The 17,547-nt window shown below is 68.7% G+C and carries 18 protein-coding genes; 15 read left to right on the top strand and 3 right to left on the bottom strand.

Annotated elements, in window-relative coordinates; all coding sequences use genetic code 11:
• The first annotated feature begins 44 nt into the window (after window positions 1–44).
• The 4 genes from bktB to HPF_RS08440 all read left to right on the top strand — a co-directional run bounded on the left by bktB (window position 45) and on the right by HPF_RS08440 (window position 4,464).
• The gene (bktB, locus tag HPF_RS08455) at window positions 45–1,229 is read left to right on the top strand and encodes a beta-ketothiolase BktB (protein WP_133156317.1); all 1,185 of its coding nucleotides are present in this window, start codon (window positions 45–47) and stop codon (window positions 1,227–1,229) included.
• 4 nt (window positions 1,230–1,233) lie between these two features.
• A complete protein-coding gene (locus HPF_RS08450; protein WP_133156316.1) occupies window positions 1,234–2,592 on the top strand; it encodes an AAA family ATPase in 1,359 nt (452 codons plus the stop codon).
• 10 nt (window positions 2,593–2,602) lie between these two features.
• Window positions 2,603–4,057, top strand: a complete 1,455-nt coding sequence (locus tag HPF_RS08445; RefSeq protein ID WP_133156315.1) for a VWA domain-containing protein — start codon at window positions 2,603–2,605, stop codon at window positions 4,055–4,057.
• A 95-nt stretch (window positions 4,058–4,152) separates the two neighbouring features.
• Window positions 4,153–4,464, top strand: a complete 312-nt coding sequence (locus HPF_RS08440; RefSeq protein WP_133156314.1) for a YkvA family protein — start codon at window positions 4,153–4,155, stop codon at window positions 4,462–4,464.
• On the opposite strand, the gene HPF_RS08435 is transcribed toward HPF_RS08440, so the two are convergent.
• The gene (locus tag HPF_RS08435) at window positions 4,434–5,174 is read right to left on the bottom strand and encodes a 2OG-Fe dioxygenase family protein (protein WP_133156313.1); all 741 of its coding nucleotides are present in this window, start codon (window positions 5,172–5,174) and stop codon (window positions 4,434–4,436) included. The genes HPF_RS08440 and HPF_RS08435 overlap by 31 nt on opposite strands.
• A gap of 145 nt (window positions 5,175–5,319) precedes the next feature.
• On the opposite strand from HPF_RS08435, the gene HPF_RS08430 reads away from it, so the two are divergent.
• Together HPF_RS08430 and HPF_RS08425 are read left to right on the top strand one after the other, a co-directional pair.
• Entirely contained in the window at window positions 5,320–5,763 is a 444-nt protein-coding gene (locus HPF_RS08430) for a bacteriohemerythrin (protein ID WP_127803586.1), read from the top strand.
• Window positions 5,764–5,849: 86 nt separating this feature from the next.
• Window positions 5,850–6,704 carry a DUF2189 domain-containing protein gene (locus HPF_RS08425; RefSeq protein WP_133156312.1) on the top strand — a complete coding sequence of 285 codons (855 nt, stop codon included), beginning with the start codon at window positions 5,850–5,852 and terminating at the stop codon, window positions 6,702–6,704.
• Window positions 6,705–6,711: 7 nt separating this feature from the next.
• Here the strand turns inward: HPF_RS08425 and HPF_RS08420 are convergent, their stop codons facing one another.
• A complete protein-coding gene (locus tag HPF_RS08420; protein WP_207959333.1) occupies window positions 6,712–8,421 on the bottom strand; it encodes a long-chain fatty acid--CoA ligase in 1,710 nt (569 codons plus the stop codon).
• Window positions 8,422–8,778: 357 nt separating this feature from the next.
• On the opposite strand from HPF_RS08420, the gene HPF_RS08415 reads away from it, so the two are divergent.
• The 5 genes from HPF_RS08415 to HPF_RS08395 all read left to right on the top strand — a co-directional run bounded on the left by HPF_RS08415 (window position 8,779) and on the right by HPF_RS08395 (window position 13,244).
• Window positions 8,779–9,750 carry an amino acid ABC transporter substrate-binding protein gene (locus tag HPF_RS08415; protein ID WP_243721762.1) on the top strand — a complete coding sequence of 324 codons (972 nt, stop codon included), beginning with the start codon at window positions 8,779–8,781 and terminating at the stop codon, window positions 9,748–9,750.
• A 106-nt stretch (window positions 9,751–9,856) separates the two neighbouring features.
• Window positions 9,857–11,056 (top strand): amino acid ABC transporter permease, encoded by a 1,200-nt coding sequence (locus HPF_RS08410; protein WP_243721703.1) that lies wholly within the window; start codon window positions 9,857–9,859, stop codon window positions 11,054–11,056.
• A 1-nt stretch (window position 11,057) separates the two neighbouring features.
• Window positions 11,058–12,161, top strand: a complete 1,104-nt coding sequence (locus HPF_RS08405) for an amino acid ABC transporter permease (RefSeq protein ID WP_133156311.1) — start codon at window positions 11,058–11,060, stop codon at window positions 12,159–12,161.
• Window positions 12,162–12,191: 30 nt separating this feature from the next.
• Window positions 12,192–12,947 (top strand): amino acid ABC transporter ATP-binding protein, encoded by a 756-nt coding sequence (locus HPF_RS08400; RefSeq protein ID WP_066150520.1) that lies wholly within the window; start codon window positions 12,192–12,194, stop codon window positions 12,945–12,947.
• Window positions 12,948–12,959: 12 nt separating this feature from the next.
• Window positions 12,960–13,244 carry a hypothetical protein gene (locus tag HPF_RS08395; RefSeq protein WP_066150517.1) on the top strand — a complete coding sequence of 95 codons (285 nt, stop codon included), beginning with the start codon at window positions 12,960–12,962 and terminating at the stop codon, window positions 13,242–13,244.
• A gap of 17 nt (window positions 13,245–13,261) precedes the next feature.
• Here the strand turns inward: HPF_RS08395 and HPF_RS08390 are convergent, their stop codons facing one another.
• Complete coding sequence (locus HPF_RS08390) at window positions 13,262–13,726, bottom strand: Cd(II)/Pb(II)-responsive transcriptional regulator (protein ID WP_133156310.1); 465 nt, start codon at window positions 13,724–13,726, stop codon at window positions 13,262–13,264.
• 74 nt (window positions 13,727–13,800) lie between these two features.
• On the opposite strand from HPF_RS08390, the gene HPF_RS08385 reads away from it, so the two are divergent.
• From HPF_RS08385 to HPF_RS08370, 4 genes are all read left to right on the top strand, one after another.
• Window positions 13,801–14,436, top strand: a complete 636-nt coding sequence (locus tag HPF_RS08385; protein WP_133156309.1) for a cation efflux transmembrane domain-containing protein — start codon at window positions 13,801–13,803, stop codon at window positions 14,434–14,436.
• A gap of 31 nt (window positions 14,437–14,467) precedes the next feature.
• Window positions 14,468–14,815, top strand: a complete 348-nt coding sequence (locus tag HPF_RS08380) for a hypothetical protein (RefSeq protein ID WP_079365021.1) — start codon at window positions 14,468–14,470, stop codon at window positions 14,813–14,815.
• Window positions 14,816–14,885: 70 nt separating this feature from the next.
• A complete protein-coding gene (locus tag HPF_RS08375; protein WP_133156308.1) occupies window positions 14,886–16,157 on the top strand; it encodes a TolC family protein in 1,272 nt (423 codons plus the stop codon).
• A gap of 1 nt (window position 16,158) precedes the next feature.
• The gene (locus HPF_RS08370) at window positions 16,159–17,547 is read left to right on the top strand and encodes a multicopper oxidase family protein (RefSeq protein ID WP_079365019.1); all 1,389 of its coding nucleotides are present in this window, start codon (window positions 16,159–16,161) and stop codon (window positions 17,545–17,547) included.

Here is a 17,547-nt window from a genome sequence, read left to right as displayed (position 1 = left end):
CCATGTGCCGTTGACCCCATACCCCATCCACAGAGGAGCATTCCATGAGCCGTGAAGTCGTCGTCGTCAGCGCTGTCCGTACCGCCATCGGTACCTTTGGCGGCAGCCTCAAGGACAGCCCGCCCACCGAACTGGGCGCCCTGGTCGTGCGCGAGGCCCTGGCCCGCGCGGGCACCGAAGGCAAGGATGTCGGCCACGTCGTCTTCGGCCACGTGGTGAACACCGAACCCAAGGACATGTACCTCTCGCGCGTGGCCGCCATCAACGGCGGCTGTGCCGAAGGCACGCCCGCCTTCAACGTCAACCGCCTCTGCGGCTCCGGCCTGCAGGCCATCGTGAGCGCCTCGCAATCCATCCTGCTGGGCGACACCGACGTCGCCATCGGTGGCGGCGCCGAGTGCATGAGCCGCGCGCCGTTCGCGTCGCTCAACATGCGCTGGGGCGCCCGCATGGGTGACACCAAGATGGTGGACATGATGATCGGCGCCCTGCACGACCCCTTCCACAACATCCACATGGGCGTGACGGCCGAGAACGTGGCCGCCAAGTACGGCATCACCCGCGAGATGCAGGACGCGCTGGCGGTGGAAAGCCACAACCGCGCCGAGCGCGCCACCGCCGAAGGCCGCTTCAAGGACCAGATCGTGCCCGTCATGCTCAAGAGCAAGAAGGGCGAGGTGGCCTACGCCACCGATGAACACTTCCGCGCGGGCTGCAAGCTCGAAGACATGACCAAGCTCAAGCCGGTGTTCCTGAAGGAAAACGGCACCGTCACCGCCGGCAACGCCTCGGGCATCAACGACGCCGCCGCGGCCGTGGTGCTGATGGACGCCAAGGCCGCGCAGGCCCGTGGCGCCAAGCCGCTGGCCCGCCTGGTCGGCTACGCCCACACCGGCCTGGACCCGAAGATCATGGGCGTGGGCCCGATCTCGGCCACGCAGGCCGTGCTGAAGAAAACCGGCCTGTCGGTCAACGATCTGGACGTGATCGAGGCCAACGAAGCCTTTGCCGCCCAGGCCTGCGCCGTGACCAAGGAACTGGGCCTGGACCCGGCCAAGGTCAACCCCAACGGCTCGGGCATTTCGCTGGGCCACCCGATCGGTGCCACTGGCGCGCTGATCACCGTGAAGGCGCTGTACGAGCTGCAGCGCGTCAACGGCCGCTACGCCCTCGTCACGATGTGCATCGGCGGCGGACAGGGCATCGCGGCCATTTTTGAACGCATGTAAGGCCATGCGCTGGACAGCCGCCATTGACGAACTGGAGCGCGGCCTGCTCCAGCGCGACGTGGCCGCGCGGGCGCTGCTGCTGGCGGCGCTGGCGGGTGAACACGTGCTGCTGCTCGGCCCGCCGGGCACGGCTAAGAGCGAACTCGCGCGCCGGCTGCAGCGCCTGCTGCCCGGCGCGCACTATTTCGAACGCCTGCTGACCCGCTTCTCGGTGCCCGAGGAGCTGTTCGGTCCGTTGTCGCTCAAGGCCCTGGAAGACGACCGCTACGAGCGCCTGACCGCCGGCTACCTGCCGTCGGCCGAGGTCGCGTTTCTCGACGAAGTGTTCAAGGCCAACTCGGCCATCCTCAACACCCTGCTCGGCCTGCTGCACGAGCGCTGCTTCGACAACGGCCAGCACCGCGTGGACGTGCCGCTGGTCTGCCTGGTGGGCGCGAGCAACGAGGTGCCGCAGGACGAGAGCCTGCACGCCTTCTACGACCGCTTTCTGCTGCGCGTGCCGGTGATGCCGGTGGACGACGCGCACTTTGCCGCGCTGCTGCAGACCGCCCTGCCCGAGGGCGAGGCGCACCCGGATGCGCAGCTGTCTTCCGAGTCGCTGCAGGCGCTGCGCGCACAGGCGGGTCGCGTGCGGCTGGGCGACGAGGTGATCGCCCTGCTGTCTGCAGCCCGCGAACGCGCGAAGCACACGCAGCAGGCCGTCTCCGACCGCCGCTGGCGCCAGACCGCGACCCTGCTGCAAGTGCAGGCCGCCAGCCGCGACGCGAGCGAGGTCTCGACATGGGACACCTGGCTGCTGCCCTTCACCCTGGCCGCCGACCCGGACCAGGTGCCCGGCTGGACCGACTGGTTCCTGCAGACCGTGGCGCGGGCCACGCCGCTGGCCATCGACGGGCTGGAACGTGCGGTGGCGGCATTTGAGCAGCAGCTGGATGTGGAACGCCGCGCCCCGGCCGACGCGCAGGACGACAGCGCCGGCAAGCTGGCGCTGGCGCGCGCCATCGCCGGCCCGAGCAGCGAAAGCGAACTCGTGCGCATCACCAGCGAACGGGCGCACCGGCGCTACGGCGCGCTGCACATCCGCGCCCGGGTGGCGCAGGTGGCCGAGGTGCAGCAACGGCTGGGCGCCGTGCAGGACGAGGTGCACGCGACCGCCGGGGTCGTGCTCGCGCAGGCGCGCGCCCACGGCTGGCTGCCGCCGTCGTGGATGGCGCGCATTGAGGCCGTGCACACGCAACGCTGCGCACAGGTGGACGCGCTGGCGGCGCGGTTGACCGAGTTGCACGAGGGCTTTGCGGCCCTGCCCCGTCTGGCCGAGGACACGTCCGATTTCGTGCCCACGCCGGTCAGCTGGCAAGCCTGAACCCCATGGCATGAAGGCCCCCGCCGACCGCCCCTACCACCACCTCGACGGCATCGCGCGCGAACTGTGGCGCTGGTCGGTGGTCTGCAGCGGCGGCACGGCCGAGGCCCGGCTGGCCCAGGCCGCACCCTGGCACGACGCGCTGCTGGCCGGCCGCCTGCCCGACGCTGCGCTGGACCTGGGCGACCCCGAGGCGGTCGCGCCGCTGCGCCGCCTGCTGACCGAACTCGACCTGCTCGCACTCACCCAGGGCAACACCTCGCTCACCCGCCAGATGCAGCAAAGCCTGCTCTGGCACCTGGACAGCCTGATCGAACGGCCCGCCAACGAGACCCGCGCCGAGGCCATCGCGCGCATGGCCGACGAGTTCCGCGAGAACTGGACCCTGCAGCGCCAGGGCTGGGAAGAAGCCATGTCGCTGCTCAAGTCGCTGGGCGACCCCTCGCACCTGAACTGGGACGACCTCAAAGGCCAACTCAATCGCCGCGAATGGGCCGACGCACGCCGCATCGGCGACCTGCTCGAACGCCTGCCGGCGCTGGCCCAGTTCATCGACGGTGTGGGCCGGCGCCAGCTGGCCGCCCACCAGCCGCTGGCGCGCACCGCCACGCCGCAGGCGCAGGCCGTCGACCAGGCGGCGCCGCGGCCCACGGACGACGACGAGCGGCGGCCCGAACCCACCGCGGTGGACGGCGTGCACCGCTCGCGGGCGCTGGCCCGCATGACCGGCAGCGAAAGCCTGAACCTGACCCACCCGGTGCTGCGCCGCCTGTGGCGCGCCCGCTTCGCCGAAGCGCAGCTGCTGACCTACGACGACCGGGCGCGCGAACCGCGGCCGAACCCGCGCCCACAGCCCGAGGGCGCCGCCGCGCGGCAGCATGAGGCACCGCTGGGCCACGGCCCGCTGATCGTCTGCCTGGACACCTCGGGCTCGATGCAGGGCGCGCCCGAAAACGTGGCCAAGGCCTGCGTGCTGCAGGCGCTGCGCAGCGCGCACGCGGGAGACCGCGCCTGCCGGCTGCTGGCCTTCGGCGGGCCGGGCGAGCTGCTGGAGCGGCCGCTCACGCGCGACGCCGCCGGACTGGACGCGCTGCTGGACCTGATGGGCCAGGCCTTCGACGGCGGCACCGATGTGCAGACACCGATCGAGCGCGCCATCGAACAGGTTCAGCAGCAGGGCTGGCAGGACGCCGACGTGCTGATCGTCAGCGACGGCGAGTTCGGCCTCACCTCCGCCACGCTGGCCGCGCTGCGCCAGGCCAAGGAGCGGCTGGGATTGCGGGTGCACGGCATCCTGATCGGCGACCGCGAGACGATTGGTCTGGTCGAGATCTGCGACGCCCTGCACTGGGTGCGGGACTGGCGGCGTTACGGCGCAGCCAGCGGCGCGGCGGCCGAAGGCTTTTCTCCCGTGCACAGCCGCAGCCTGACGGCGATGTACTTTCCCAACGCAATACGACGGTGATCGCACGGGGAACCTTGCTCTTGCAACGTGGTCCATCGCCCCACACTTGTTTGGGTCCGGGTGCCCCGGACCGCAAGCGACTTGGAGGTGAACGTATGTGGAAACGTCTGTCGGTGCTCTGGCTGGCCGTGCGCGGCGACGCGAAACGGCTCTGGTACGCACTGGGCCATCCGGACGCGCCGGTCTGGCTCAAGGCGGGCACGGCGGCCATCGTGCTCTACCTGCTCTCGCCCATCGATCTGGTCCCCGAGATGATCCCGGTGCTGGGTGTGGTCGACGACCTGGTCATCGTGCCGATGGCACTGCGCTGGCTGCTGTCGCGGCTGCCCGCAGACATCCGGGACCATGCAGAAGCGCGCGCCAGCGGCGCGAAACCTCAGTCCCCCTGGAAACCAGCGCGCCGGTAGGTCAGGACGAGCGTGTCCCGCCAGCCCAGCTCGCCCGGCACCAGCGGCTGGATGGGCGTGGTCTCGTGGATCACGCGCGCGTCGTCCAGCAACAGCAGCGACCACGGATCGGTCAGCGTGAAGCGCTGACCGGCCGGTCCCTCGGCTTCGAAGACCCGGCTCTCGCCGCCCTTGATGCCATGGCGTTCAAGCATGAAAACAGCCACCAGGTCGACGCCGTCGCGGTGCGCGCCTTCGGGCGTCGGCCGGCCGATGCCGTCGGTGGTGTCGATGCGGAACGGGTGCGCCTCCACATACCAGGGGCGCGCGCCGTGCAGCGCCGACACCGCCTCACCCACCCGCACCAGGATGCGCCGCCACAGCGGATCGGCGCGCATCTCCGCCGCCATGGGCTCGAACCAGCGCTGCATGCCGCCGTGCAAGGCGTTGTATTCGAGCGGCTGCCAATGCGCCCGGTGCGGTGATTCCGTGACCTGCGCACCGCCCACCACGAAGCAGCTGTGGCGCCGGCGGCGGTAGCGCCCACCGTCCTTCAGATAGCCATCCGCGGGCAGATCGTTCCAGGCGCCGTGCAGCCGCTCCAGATCCGCCATGGAGGCACCCAGCCAGGCCGCCACATCGTTGGCGCCGAGCAGGCTGAAACCCTGTCGGGCCAGATGGGCGTCGGACTGGGCAAGGGGGGAATAGGGAGGGTCGAAGGCGCGTGTCATGCAGGCAGTGTAGCGGTCTGAGCTAGGGCAAACCCGGTCAAAAAAGCAGCCGGATCCTGCCTGGTCTGCGCGCGATTTCTGCGCTGGATCAAGGATCGGCCGCGCGCACGCTGTCAAGCTGCCTTCAACAGACGGAGGTACCGCAATGAACACTGTTGAATGGTCCGAATCACTGCTGCTGGACTTCCCGCCCATGGACGAGGTGCACCACACATTTGTGGACCTGCTGGCGCTGGCGCAAACCGCGCCCGACGAGACACTGCCGCAAGCCTGGTCGGCGGTCATCGACCACACCGTCCGGCACTTCGGCAGCGAGGACGACTGGATGAAGCGCACACGCTTCGCCGCCGCAGACAACCACATCATGCAGCACAAGGTGGTGCTGAACGTCATGCGCGAGGGGCTGGCGCTGGCGCGCGCCGGCAACATGGCGGCGGTGCGGGAGATGGCGGGTGAGCTGGCGGTCTGGTTCGCCAAACACACCCAGACCCTGGACGCCGCACTGGCCCTGCACATGCGCTCGGTGCAGAGCGACCTGCCCGTCCGCCGAACACACCGCACCAGCGCACATCCGGCCTCGGCGCCCTGACCCGGCGGACACCGGGGTCTCCGGGAAAACCATGTAAACCCTGTATGCGCACATGGTTATATTGATTTTTATCAACAGGAGATCCCATGGCCGAGGCCTTGCAAGCGCACGCTGTTCCCGCTTCCGCTCCGGAAGCCGAAACCGCGGAAACCACCGACGAACGACCGGATGCAGAGGCGGAAGCCCGCGCTCCCTCGGTGTTCTCGCTGCCACTGGCGACGCTGTCCGCCGGTGACCCGCTGCGCTGGCTGAAGCTGGGCTGGGACGACTTCCGTCGCTGCCCGCGCATCGGCCTGTTCTACGGCCTGTGCTTCTTCCTGATGGGCCATGCGCTGCTGGCCGTGTTCCAGAACGCACCGGCCTACGTGCTCGCGCTCAGTGCCGGCTTCCTGCTGATGGGCCCGTTCCTGTGCCTGGGCCTGTACGACGCCAGCAAGGCCCTGCAGACGCAGGACCACCGCCCGTCGCTGCGCGCCTCGCTGCAGGCCTGGCGGCCCACCAAGGGCACGATGGCGATCTTCGCCGGCGTGTTGCTGATTCTGGAGATGCTCTGGGGCCGCGCCTCGCTGGTGGTGTTTGCGGTGAGCTTCAACACCATGCCGGAGAAGGCCAACATCCTGGCGATGCTGATCGACCCCGAGAACATCGCTTTCCTGGTCACCTACACGGTGGTCGGCGCGGTGTTCGCCGGCCTGATCTTCACCACCAGCGTGATCTCGATCCCGATGATCATGGACCGCCAGGTCGACGCGATCTCCGCGGGCCTGACCAGCATCCGCGCCTGCCTGCAGAACCCGGGCGTGATGCTGCTGTGGGGCGCGCTGATCACCGGCATCATCCTGCTGGCGATGCTGCCGGTGTTCCTGGGCCTGTTCGTTGCCGGGCCGGTGATCGGTCACGCCACCTGGCACGCGTACAGGCACATCGTGCCGAAGGAGTGAGCGGCGCTCACTCCTTTTCCTGCAGCAGGCGCCACATCACCTTGCCCGAGCCGCTCTTGGGCAGCGCGTCGACGAACTGCACCACGCGCGGCGCCTTGTAAACCGCCATGTTCTCGCGGCACCAGTCGATGATGTCCTGCTCGGTGGTCTGGCCCTTGGCGGCCTCGCGCAGCACCACCACGGCCTTCACGCTTTCGCCGCGGTAGTCGTCCTTTGTGCTGATCACGCAGGCCTCGGCAATGGCCGGGTGTTTGAACATCAGCGCCTCCACTTCGGCCGGCCAGACCTTGAAGCCACTGGCGTTGATCATGCGCTTGAGGCGGTCGGTGATGAAGAAGTAGCCATCTTCATCCACACGCCCGAGGTCGCCCGAGCGGAAGTACTTCTTGCCGTTGAAGTCGATGAAGGCGGCCTCGGTCGCGTCGGGCCGCTTCCAGTAGCCGCTGAACACCTGCGGGCCGCGGATGATGATTTCGCCGGCTTCGCCGGTCGGCATCTCCTGCAATGTGTCGGGGTCGACCACGCGGGCGTCCACGCTCAGGAAGGGAATGCCCAGGCACTGCTGCTTGGGGTTGTCGGCGGGGTTGTTGTGCGAGGGCGCCGCGGTCTCGGTCAAGCCGTAGCCCTCGGCGTAGCGCAGGCCGAACTGCTCGAACAGGCGCTGCGCCACCGCCTGCGGCATGGCCGCGCCACCGCCGCCGATGAAGACCAGGCTGGAGAGGTCGTACTGGTCGAAGCGCGGGCTGGCCAGCAGGTCGATCACCATGGTGGGGATGTTGGTCCAGTGCGTGACCTTCCACTGCGAGATCAGGCGGCCGGCCAGCTCGCGGTCCCAGCGCGGCATCAGCACCAGGGTGGTGCCGGTGTAGACCCCGCAGTGCATGCCCACCACCATGCCGGTGATGTGGAACATCGGCACCACCAGCAGCGCCACGTTCTCGTGCGTGCCACCGGTCCACAACTGCCCGGCCACGGCGTTGTGCATGATCGACGCGTGGGTGTGCATGCAGCCCTTGGGCAAGCCCGTGGTGCCGCTGGTGTAGGGCAGCACGCTCAGATCCTCGGGCCTGCGGTCGTGCACCGGCGGCACGGCGTTGCAGGCCAGTGCGTCCGCCCAGTCGGCCACGGTGCCGCCCGCCAGCGCCGGCAGGGGGTGCCGGGTGGCCAGCCAGTCCGCCCAGGCCGGTGGGATGTCGGCGTCCGGTCCGATGGCGTCGTGGTAGTGGGCCACCACCAGATGCGACAGCCGTTGCGCCTCGGGCAGTTCGGCGCTGGCCTTGAGCAGGTCGCCCGCCAGATCGGCGGCCGCGATGGCCACCTTCACATCCGGATCGGTGATGTAGTGCTTGAGCTCCTCGGCCCGGTTCATCGGGTTGACCGGCACCACCACCGCGTTGGCGCGAAGGATGGCGTAGTGCGCCACCACCCACTGCGGACAGTTCTGCATGAACAGGATGACCCGGTCGCCGGCCTTCACACCCTGCGCGTGCAGGTGGGCCGCCAGACGCTCGGCCTGTTCGAGCAGTTCGCGGTACGAGGTGCTGCGGTCAAAAAACACCAGGGCCGGCTTGTTCGGGTAGCGCCTGGCGCTGACCTCCAGGTTGAACCAGAGCGAGGTGGCCGGTGGCGTGATCGCGTGTGGCAGCCGGCGCGGCCAGAAGCGGTGGTGAGGGCGCAGGCCGGCGGGTGCGGCGCTGGTGGCGGCAGGGTTCGTCATGGCTTGTCTCCTGGTGTGCTTTTTCGGTCGCAGCATACGGGCCGACGCTGCAAAAAGGAAAGCACGCATGTCGCTGGGGAGACGGCGCGTGGACAGGTCTTTGGCATGGAACCTGCTGATGCGATGCAGCCAGGCACGGAGCGGGCCATGCGTTCATACATTCTTCGCATAGTTTTCCCACGTAAACCCCGATGTCCCGGCCCGCTGGGCGGTAATACAGTCGTTCAGCGGTGCGGGGCGCCCCGACCTGGTGCGCCTCGCCCCTGGCTGTTCACAACTTCCCTACAAACGGAGTGACCGATGAAACTGAATTCCCTCAAACTGACTGCCCTGGGACTGGGCGCCGCGGCGGCCCTGATGAGCCTGCCCGCCCATGCGGGCAAAACGATAGACGCCATCAAGGCGCGCGGTCAGCTGATCTGTGGTGTGAACGTGGGCCTGGCAGGCTTCTCCGCTGCCGACAGCAACGGCAACTGGACCGGTCTGGATGTGGACTACTGCAAGGCCGTGGCGGCCTCGCTGCTGGGTGATGCCACCAAGGTCAAGTGGGTGCCACTGACGGCGCAGCAGCGCTTCACCGCCCTGCAGTCCGGTGAAGTCGACATCCTCTCGCGCAACACCACCAACACCCTCTCGCGCGACGCCTCGCTGGGCCTGCACTTCGTGGGCGTGAATTACTACGACGGCCAGGGCTTCCTGGTCAACAAGGGCAAGATCAGCAGCGCCAAGCAGCTCAAGGGCGCCACGGTCTGCGTGCAGTCGGGCACCACGACCGAGAAGAACCTGACCGACTTCTCGCGCGCCAACAACCTGGGCATCAAGGCCGTGGTGTTCGAGAAGCTGGAAGCCTCCACCGGCGCCTACTTCTCCGGCCGCTGCCAGGCCTACACCACCGACGCCTCGGGTCTGGCCTCGATCCGCGCCAAGGAAGCCAAGGACCCGGCCGCCCACGTGATCCTGCCCGACCTGATTTCCAAGGAACCTCTGGGCCCCATGATCCGCCGCGGTGACGACGAGTTCTTCGCCATCACCAAGTGGGTGCTCAACGGCCTGATCGAAGCCGAGGAGTACGGCATCACCCAGGCCAACGTCGACCAGATGAAGACCAGCACCGACCCGCAGGTCGGCCGCATGCTGGGCACCACGGAAGACTTGGGCAAGCACCTGGGCCTGGACAAGGAATGGCTGGCGCGCGCCATCAAGGCCGTGGGCAACTACGGTGAGAGCTTCGAGCGCAACGTCGGCCCCAAGACGCCGATCAACCTGCCGCGCGGCAAGAACAACCTCTGGAGCAACGGCGGCTTCATGTACGCCGCTCCGCTGCGCTGACCCGTCGCACACGGCACTTGGCCGTTGCAGGCACAAGGGCTCTATGAACTTGTTTCGTAGGGCACTTGTGCCATTTTTTTAGCCTCTCCCGCCCGGAGCTTCCACCATGTCCCAAACGACCATGATCGAGGCACGCCCCATTCCCTCCAGAAAACGGCGCTCGATATCCTGGAACAGCCGCGAAGGCCGCAGCGTCATCTACCAGGTGGTCGCCATCGCCTCGGTGGCCACCCTGATCTGGCTGCTGGTCCGCAACACGCTGCGCAACATGCGCGAGCGCGGCATCCAGAGCGGCTACGACTTCATGGGCCAGCCCTTCGGTTTCGACGTCAGCGAAACCATGATCCCGTACGACGTGATGAGCACGTACTGGACGGCCTTCTCCATCGGCCTGCTCAACACCCTGAAGGTGGCCGTGATCGGCATCGTGCTGGCCACGATCCTCGGCACCCTGATCGGCGTGGGCCGCTTCTCCAGCAACTTCCTGGCGCGCAAGATCTGCTACGGCTATGTGGAGTTCTTCCGCAACGTGCCCATCTACCTCCAGCTGCTGATCTGGTACATCGTCTTCACCGAAGTCCTGCCCCCCTTCGAAGAGGCCTGGCAGGCGGGCCACTTCTACCTCAGCAAGGGTGGGTTTTCCTTCCCCTGGCCGGTCTGGAAGCTGGGCCAGACGCTGGCGCTCATCGGTCTGCTGGCGGGTGTGGTCGGGTCCTGGCTGTATGCCCGCAAGGCCAGCAAGCACTTCGACCTCACCGGCCAGCAGAAGCCGGTGCTGCTGGTGTCGCTGGCACTCATCGTCGGCCTGGCCCTGCTGGGCTGGCTGGCCGGCGGCGCGCCGACCGGCTGGAACCTGCCGGTCAAGGGCACCTTCCAGATCGAGGAAGGCGCGGCCTTCAGTCCCGAGTTCCTGGCGCTGCTGCTGGGTCTGGTGACGTACACCGCCTCGTTCATCGCCGAGATCGTGCGCTCGGGCATCTCGTCGGTGTCGCTGGGCCAGCACGAGGCCGCCGCCTCGCTGGGCCTGAGCAAGCGCCAGTCCATGCGCCTGGTGGTGCTGCCGCAGGCGCTGCGCGTGATCATCCCGCCGCTGACCAGCCAGTACCTGAACCTGACCAAGAACTCCTCGCTGGCGGTGGCCATCGGCTACCCGGATCTGGTCTCGATTGCCAACACCACGCTCAACCAGACCGGCCGCGCCATCGAGGCGCTGTCGATCGTGATGCTGGTCTACCTGACGCTCTCCCTCCTCACCTCGGCGCTGATGAACTGGTTCAACGCCAGTGCCGCCATCCAGGAGCGCTGACATGCAGAGAACCTACCAACCGATCGAAGCCCGCCCGATGCCGGGCCAGCAGACCGGCGCCATTGCCTGGCTCAAGGCCAACCTGTTCTCCAGCGTGGGCAACAGCCTGATGACCGTGGCGCTGGTGGCAGTGGCATTCTGGGCGCTGTCCCACGCGCTGGACTGGAGCGTGTTCAACGCCGTGTTCGGTGCCAACCTCGAAGCCTGCAACAACCTGCGTGGCATCGGCGCCTGCTGGGGTGTGGTGGCCGAAAAGGGCCGCCTCATCGTGATGGGCCGCTACCCCGACACCGAACACTGGCGCCCGGTGATCGCCACCGCGCTGATGCTGGGCGTGGTGATCCTCAGCTGCATGCCGCGCTTCTGGAACAAGGCGCTGCCGCTGGTCTGGGTGGTGATGCTGGCCGTCTACTTCACGCTCATGAAGGGCGGCGTGCTCGGCCTGACCGAGGTGCCCACGGACCAGTGGGGCGGTCTGCCGCTGACCGTGATGCTCACCGTGGTGTCGATGACGATGGCCTTCCCGCTGTCGATCTTCGTGGCCCTGGGGCGCCGCTCCAACATGCCGGCCATCAAGACCCTGTGCACGCTCTATGTGGAGCTGATCCGCGGCGTGCCGCTGATCACGGTGCTGTTCATGGCCTCGTTCATGCTGCCCCTGTTCATGCCGCACGGCGTGAGCATCGACGTGCTGATCCGGGTGGTGGTGGGCATCACGCTGTTCTCGGCGGCCTACATGGCCGAGGTGGTGCGCGGTGGCCTGCAGGCCCTGCCCAAGGGCCAGACCGAAGCGGCGGCCACGCTGGGCCTGACCTACTGGCAAACCCAGCTCAAGATCGTGCTGCCGCAGGCGCTGACCACCGTCGTGCCCTCGCTCATGAACACCTTCATCGGCATGTTCAAGGACACCTCGCTGGTGACCATCGTCTCGCTATACGAGCTGACCGGTGCACTGGCGCTGGCGCTCAACGCCGACGCCGACTGGCGCCCGTTCAAGCTCGAAGCCTATTTCTTCATCACGCTGGTCTATTTCGTGTTCTGTTTCGCCATGTCGCGCTACAGCCTGTGGGTGGAAAAACGCACGGCTGTCAGCAAAGTCCGCTGAACGCCCGATGCATCGCTACGAAAGCCTCTCATGACCCAACAAGAAGCTCCCATCATCCAGTTCGAAGGCGTCAACAAGTGGTACGCCAGCAATGGCTACCACGTGCTGCGCGACGTGAACCTCAGTTTCGCCAAGGGCGAGAAGGTCGTGATCTGCGGCCCGTCCGGTTCGGGCAAATCCACGCTGATCCGCTGCATCAACGCCCTGGAGGAATACCAGCAGGGCAAGCTCACGGTGGACGGCACCGTGGTCGGCGACGACGTCAAGGGCATCGACAAGGTGCGCCGCGAGGTCGGCATGGTGTTCCAGCAGTTCAACCTGTTCCCGCACCTGACCGTGCTGGAGAACCTCATCCTCTCGCCCACCTGGGTGGCCAGGATGCCGCGCAACGTGGCCATAGAAAAAGCCATGGTGCAGCTGGAGCGGGTGCGCATCGCCGAACACGCCAACAAATACCCGCTGCAGCTCTCCGGCGGTCAGCAGCAGCGCGTGGCGATCGCGCGTGCGCTGTGCCTCACGCCCAAGATCATGCTGTTCGACGAGCCCACCTCGGCGCTCGACCCGGAGATGATCAAGGAAGTGCTGGACGTGATGATCGGCCTGGCCGACCAGGGCATGACCATGCTGTGCGTGACGCACGAGATGGGCTTTGCCAAGGCCGTGGCCGACCGCGTGATCTTCATGGACCAGGGCCAGGTGGTGGAACAGAACACCCCCGAGGAGTTCTTCAACCACCCGCAGACCGACCGCAGCAAGGACTTCCTGTCCAAGATCCTGGGGCACTGAAGGAGAACTGCCATGGGCACCGATCCCTCCGCTCGGCTGGCGGCGCTCACGCAGTCGCTGGACGCACTGCGCCGCGGTGAACTGTCCTTGCAGGACTTTTCGGCCGCAGCCCGCGGCGACGCGGTGCTGCTGGCCGCCTTGCCGCCGCGCTACGCCGAGGTGCTGAACAACCTGCTGGACCGTCTGGAGAGCAGCGCGCTGTTCAGCGAGGAGAGCTGTTCCTTCAGCCAGAACGACCTGACCGGCGCGGTGCAGCACTGGATCGACAAGGCCAGCGCCACTCTGGCCGGCCGCTGAGGCCGCGGCCCGCGCATTCAGACGTGGCGCCGCGGGCCAGCGGCAGCCGCCTCCGTCAGGGGCGCATCGGCCCGCTCGTGCAGGGCCTCGATGATGTGGCAGTGGTCGTCGGAGCCGTCGCAGCGGTCGCGCAGGCCGCGCAGGTCTTTCTCCAGCGCGCGCAGCTCGGCCAGCCGCTCGCGCACATGCGCCAGGTGCGCGTCCAGCACCTCGCGCGCGCGCACGCAGTCGGCCTTGCGGCCCAGGTCCAGCGAGAGCAGGGACCGCACTTCCTCCAGCGACATGTCCATCGCCCGGCACAGCCGGATGAAACGCAGGCGGTGCACGTCGTCCTCGCTGTAGAGGCGGTAATCGTTGTCGGCACGGGCCTGCGGCGCCAGCAGGCTCTCGCGCTCGTAGTAGCGGATGTTGGCCGCGCCCACGCCGCTGCGGCGCGCGGCCTCACCGATCTTCCACCGGGGTTCGTTTGAAGTGTGCGACATCGTGGGGCTTGACCTTGAAGTGACTTGAAGGTTTCCAATCGTGGCACGAATTCACTTCCAGCGAAAGGTTTCTTGTGTCCTGCGAATGCCACGATCACTGCACCATCGAATCCCGCGGCCGCGACAGCGTCAGCAACCCGGCCTGGCGCCGCGCGCTCTGGATCGCGCTGGTGCTCAACCTGGCCATGTTCGTGGTCGAGCTGGCCGCCGGCCTGCAGGCCGACTCGGTGTCGCTGCTGGCCGACGCGGTGGACTTTGCCGGCGACGCGGCCAACTACGGGCTGTCGCTGGCGGTGCTGGGCATGGCGGTGGTCTGGCGCAGCCGAGCGGCCCTGGTCAAAGGCCTGTCCATGACCGCCTACGGCCTGTTCGTGATCGGCAAGGCGGCCTGGGTGCTGCACAGCGGCACCGTGCCCGAGCCGCTCACCATGGGTGTGGTGGGGGCCATCGCGCTGGTGGTGAACACGGGCGTGGCGGTGCTGCTCTACACCTTCCGCACCGGCGACGCCAACATGCGCAGCGTCTGGCTCTGTTCACGCAACGACGCGCTGTCCAACCTGGCGGTGATGCTGGCGGCGCTGGGCGTGTTCGGCACCGGATCGGCCTGGCCCGACCTGGTTGTCGCCGGGGTGATGGCGGCGCTGGCGCTCAGCGCCGGGGTCACGGTGGTCCGGGAAGCCCGGCGCGAGCTGGCCGCCGTGCCCGCCTGAACTTTCCGCGCCGGGACGTATCATTTCCCCCATGCGTCGCTGGTTCGTCGTCCTCCTCATCGTGCTCCTGCCCTGGCGGGCCTGGGCGGGTGACGCCATGGTGCTTTCGATGGCGGCGTCCCCGGAACAGGCTCAGGTCGTCGCGGTTGCCGATGCCGCCACCGCGCCCCACTGTGCCGACCACGCGGTGGCCGATCCCGCCAGCCCTGGCGAAACGGCCCTGCACGCCGCCTGCGACATCTGCAACGGCCCGCTGCTGGCGACCACGCCATGGGCAGCCGCCGGGCCAGAGCCCCTGCCCCCCTCGCGCCTGACCGCCGGCGCCGTGCGCTTTGCAAGCGCCCAGCCCCACCCGGGGCACAAGCCGCCCATTTCCTGACCTCACCCACCCGTGGTGCGTCCGCTCGCTGGCCGGGCGGTGCACCGGTTCGTGACCTCAGGAGATTTCCATGAATGCAATGAAGCGGGCCTGGCCCGCCGTTGTTGCGCTCGCCGTGCCGTGGTGGCCGGCGTGGGCGCAGACACAGACACCGACCCCGCCGGACAACCCGGCCCTGAGCGAAGCCCGGCAACAGTGGCGCGAGGCCAACGAGCGCGTGGGCGAGTTCCCGCGCGGGCACATCGACCTGCTGAAGTGGGAGCAGCGCAATCTGCCGCCAGCGGCCACGCCGGCGCGTCCCGGACCGGCGCTGACCGCCGACGAGGCGGTGCGCCGCGCCCTGCGGCTGCGGCCCGAGCTGTTCGGTGCCGCGCCCGCCAACCCGGTGCAGGCCCGCGAACGCCACCTGGCCCTGCTAGCCCACATCACCCGGGTGCGCCAGGCCTGGCAGGACGCGGTGCTGGCCGCGCAGGCGCTGGCGCTGCAGCAGGCGCGCAGCGAGGTGGCCGACAGCGGCGCCGAGCTGGGCCGGCGCATGGTGCAGGCGGGCAACTGGAGCCAGGCCCGGCTGCTGCGCGAACAGGTGACGCAGGCGCGCGAGGGCCTGGCCCTGGTGCAGGCCCGGCAGGCCGAACGCGGTGCGCGCGAGCGCCTGGCGCGCGAGCTGGGGCTGACCAGTGCCAGCGAGGTCGCGGCGCTGGCGCAGCAGTTGCCCGCCGAACTGCCAGAACCGCCCGCGACCCTGGACACACCGGACATCGACACCATCGCCTCGCGTGTCGTCGCGGCCGACGCGACGCTGGCCCAGCAGCGGCTCGACACCGGACGACAGGTCGGCGCCCTGCCGGGCGGCCTGCTGGAGCAACTGGCCCGTGCCCGCGAAGGCGCCGTGGCCACCCTGCCGTCCGACGGCCTGCCCGCCAGCGCGCCGGTGATCACCGACACCCGCCTCACGCGCGAGCACGCGTTGGGCGAAGCCGCCGAGGCCCAGGCCGCCCTGGCCCGCGCCGAGACGGAACGCCGCTCGCAGGCGCGCGAGGCCTGGGGCCGGCTGCAGGACCAGCACGCCCTGGCCCGGCAGACGGGCACGCTGATGCTGCCGTTGGTGACCGCGCAGGAGCAGGAAACCCTGCTGCGCTACAACGGCATGCTGCAAAGCACCTGGGAGCTGCTCGACGCCACGCGCGAGCGGCTCGCCGCCGCCACCGCCGCCGCCCAGGCACGCCACGCCTACTGGACCGCCTGGCTCGACTGGCAGCTGCTGCTGGCCGGCGGCCCCTACCGCGCCACCGCCACCGATGCCCCGTCGGCCTCCGCCGGCACTGCTTCCGAGGACCACTGAGATGCAACGACGCCACTTCTTCACCGGCGCCGCCACCGCGCTCGCCGCCGCCGGCGTGGGCCGCGCCGCGCTCGCCGCCATTCCCGAGGCCGTGCAGCAGACCTCGGCCGACACCGCTCCGCCCTGGACGCCGCCCGGCGTCACCGGCGCGGGCCGCCCCTACAGCCCCGTGCTCACGCTCAACGGCTGGACCTTGCCCTGGCGCATGAACAACGGCGTCAAGGAGTTCCACCTGGTGGCCGAACCCGTGGTGCGCGAGATGGCGCCCGGCTTCCTGGTCAACATGTGGGGCTACAACGGCCAGAGCCCGGGCCCGACCATCGAGGTGGTCGAGGGCGACAGAGTGCGCCTGTACGTGACCAACCGCCTGCCCGAGCACACTGCGGTGCACTGGCACGGCCAGCGCCTGCCCAATGGCATGGACGGCGTGGGCGGGCTGACGCAACCGCAGATCCCGCCGGGCAAGACCTTCGTGTACGAGTTCGTGGCGCGCCGCCCCGGCACCTTCATGTACCACCCGCACGCCGACGAGATGGTGCAGATGGCCATGGGCATGATGGGCTTCTGGGTCACGCACCCGAAAGGCAAACACCCGCTCATCAACGAGGTGCAGCGCGACGTCTGCTTCCTGCTCAATGCCTTCGACGTCGAGCCCGGCAGCCGCACGCCGCAGGTCAACACCATGCTGGAGCAGAACATCTGGGCCTGGAACAGCCGCGTCTTTCCGGGCATCAGCCCGCTGGTGGCGCGCCTGGGCGACCGGGTGCGGGTGCGCATCGGCAACCTGACCATGACCAACCACCCGATCCACATCCACGGCATCGAGTTCGAGGTGACCGGCACCGACGGCGGCCCGGTGCCCAAGACTGCGCGCTGGCCCGAGGTGACCACCGACATCGCCGTGGGCCAGATGCGGCAGATCGAGTTCATCGCCGACGAGCCCGGCGACTGGGCCATGCACTGCCACAAGAGCCACCACACCATGGGCGCCATGGGCCACAGCGTGCCGACCATGATCGGCGCCGACCACCGCGGCCTGGTGCAGAAGATCCAGCGCCACACGCCGGACTACATGCTCATGGGCGAGCGCGGCATGGCCGACATGGGCGAAATGCAGATGGAGCTGCCCGAGAACACCTTCCCCATGATGACCGGCACCGGCCCCTACGGCCCGATCGAGATGGGCGGCATGTTCACCACCCTCAAGGTGCGCGCCGACCAGAAGCCCGGCGACCACACCGACCCGGGCTGGTACACCATGCCGCCCGGCACCCAGGCGCGCGAGGTGCCGACCCCGGCCGCCACGTCGCGCGCGCCTGGCAGCGCTGCTGATCCCCAGACCCCGACCGACGCGTCCGCCCGCAAGCCGGCGGGCCACCATAACCACTGA

This window comes from Hydrogenophaga pseudoflava (assembly GCF_004353865.1).
GTDB lineage: Bacteria > Pseudomonadota > Gammaproteobacteria > Burkholderiales > Burkholderiaceae_C > Hydrogenophaga > Hydrogenophaga pseudoflava.
This window is presented reverse-complemented; position numbering and strand designations above follow the sequence as displayed.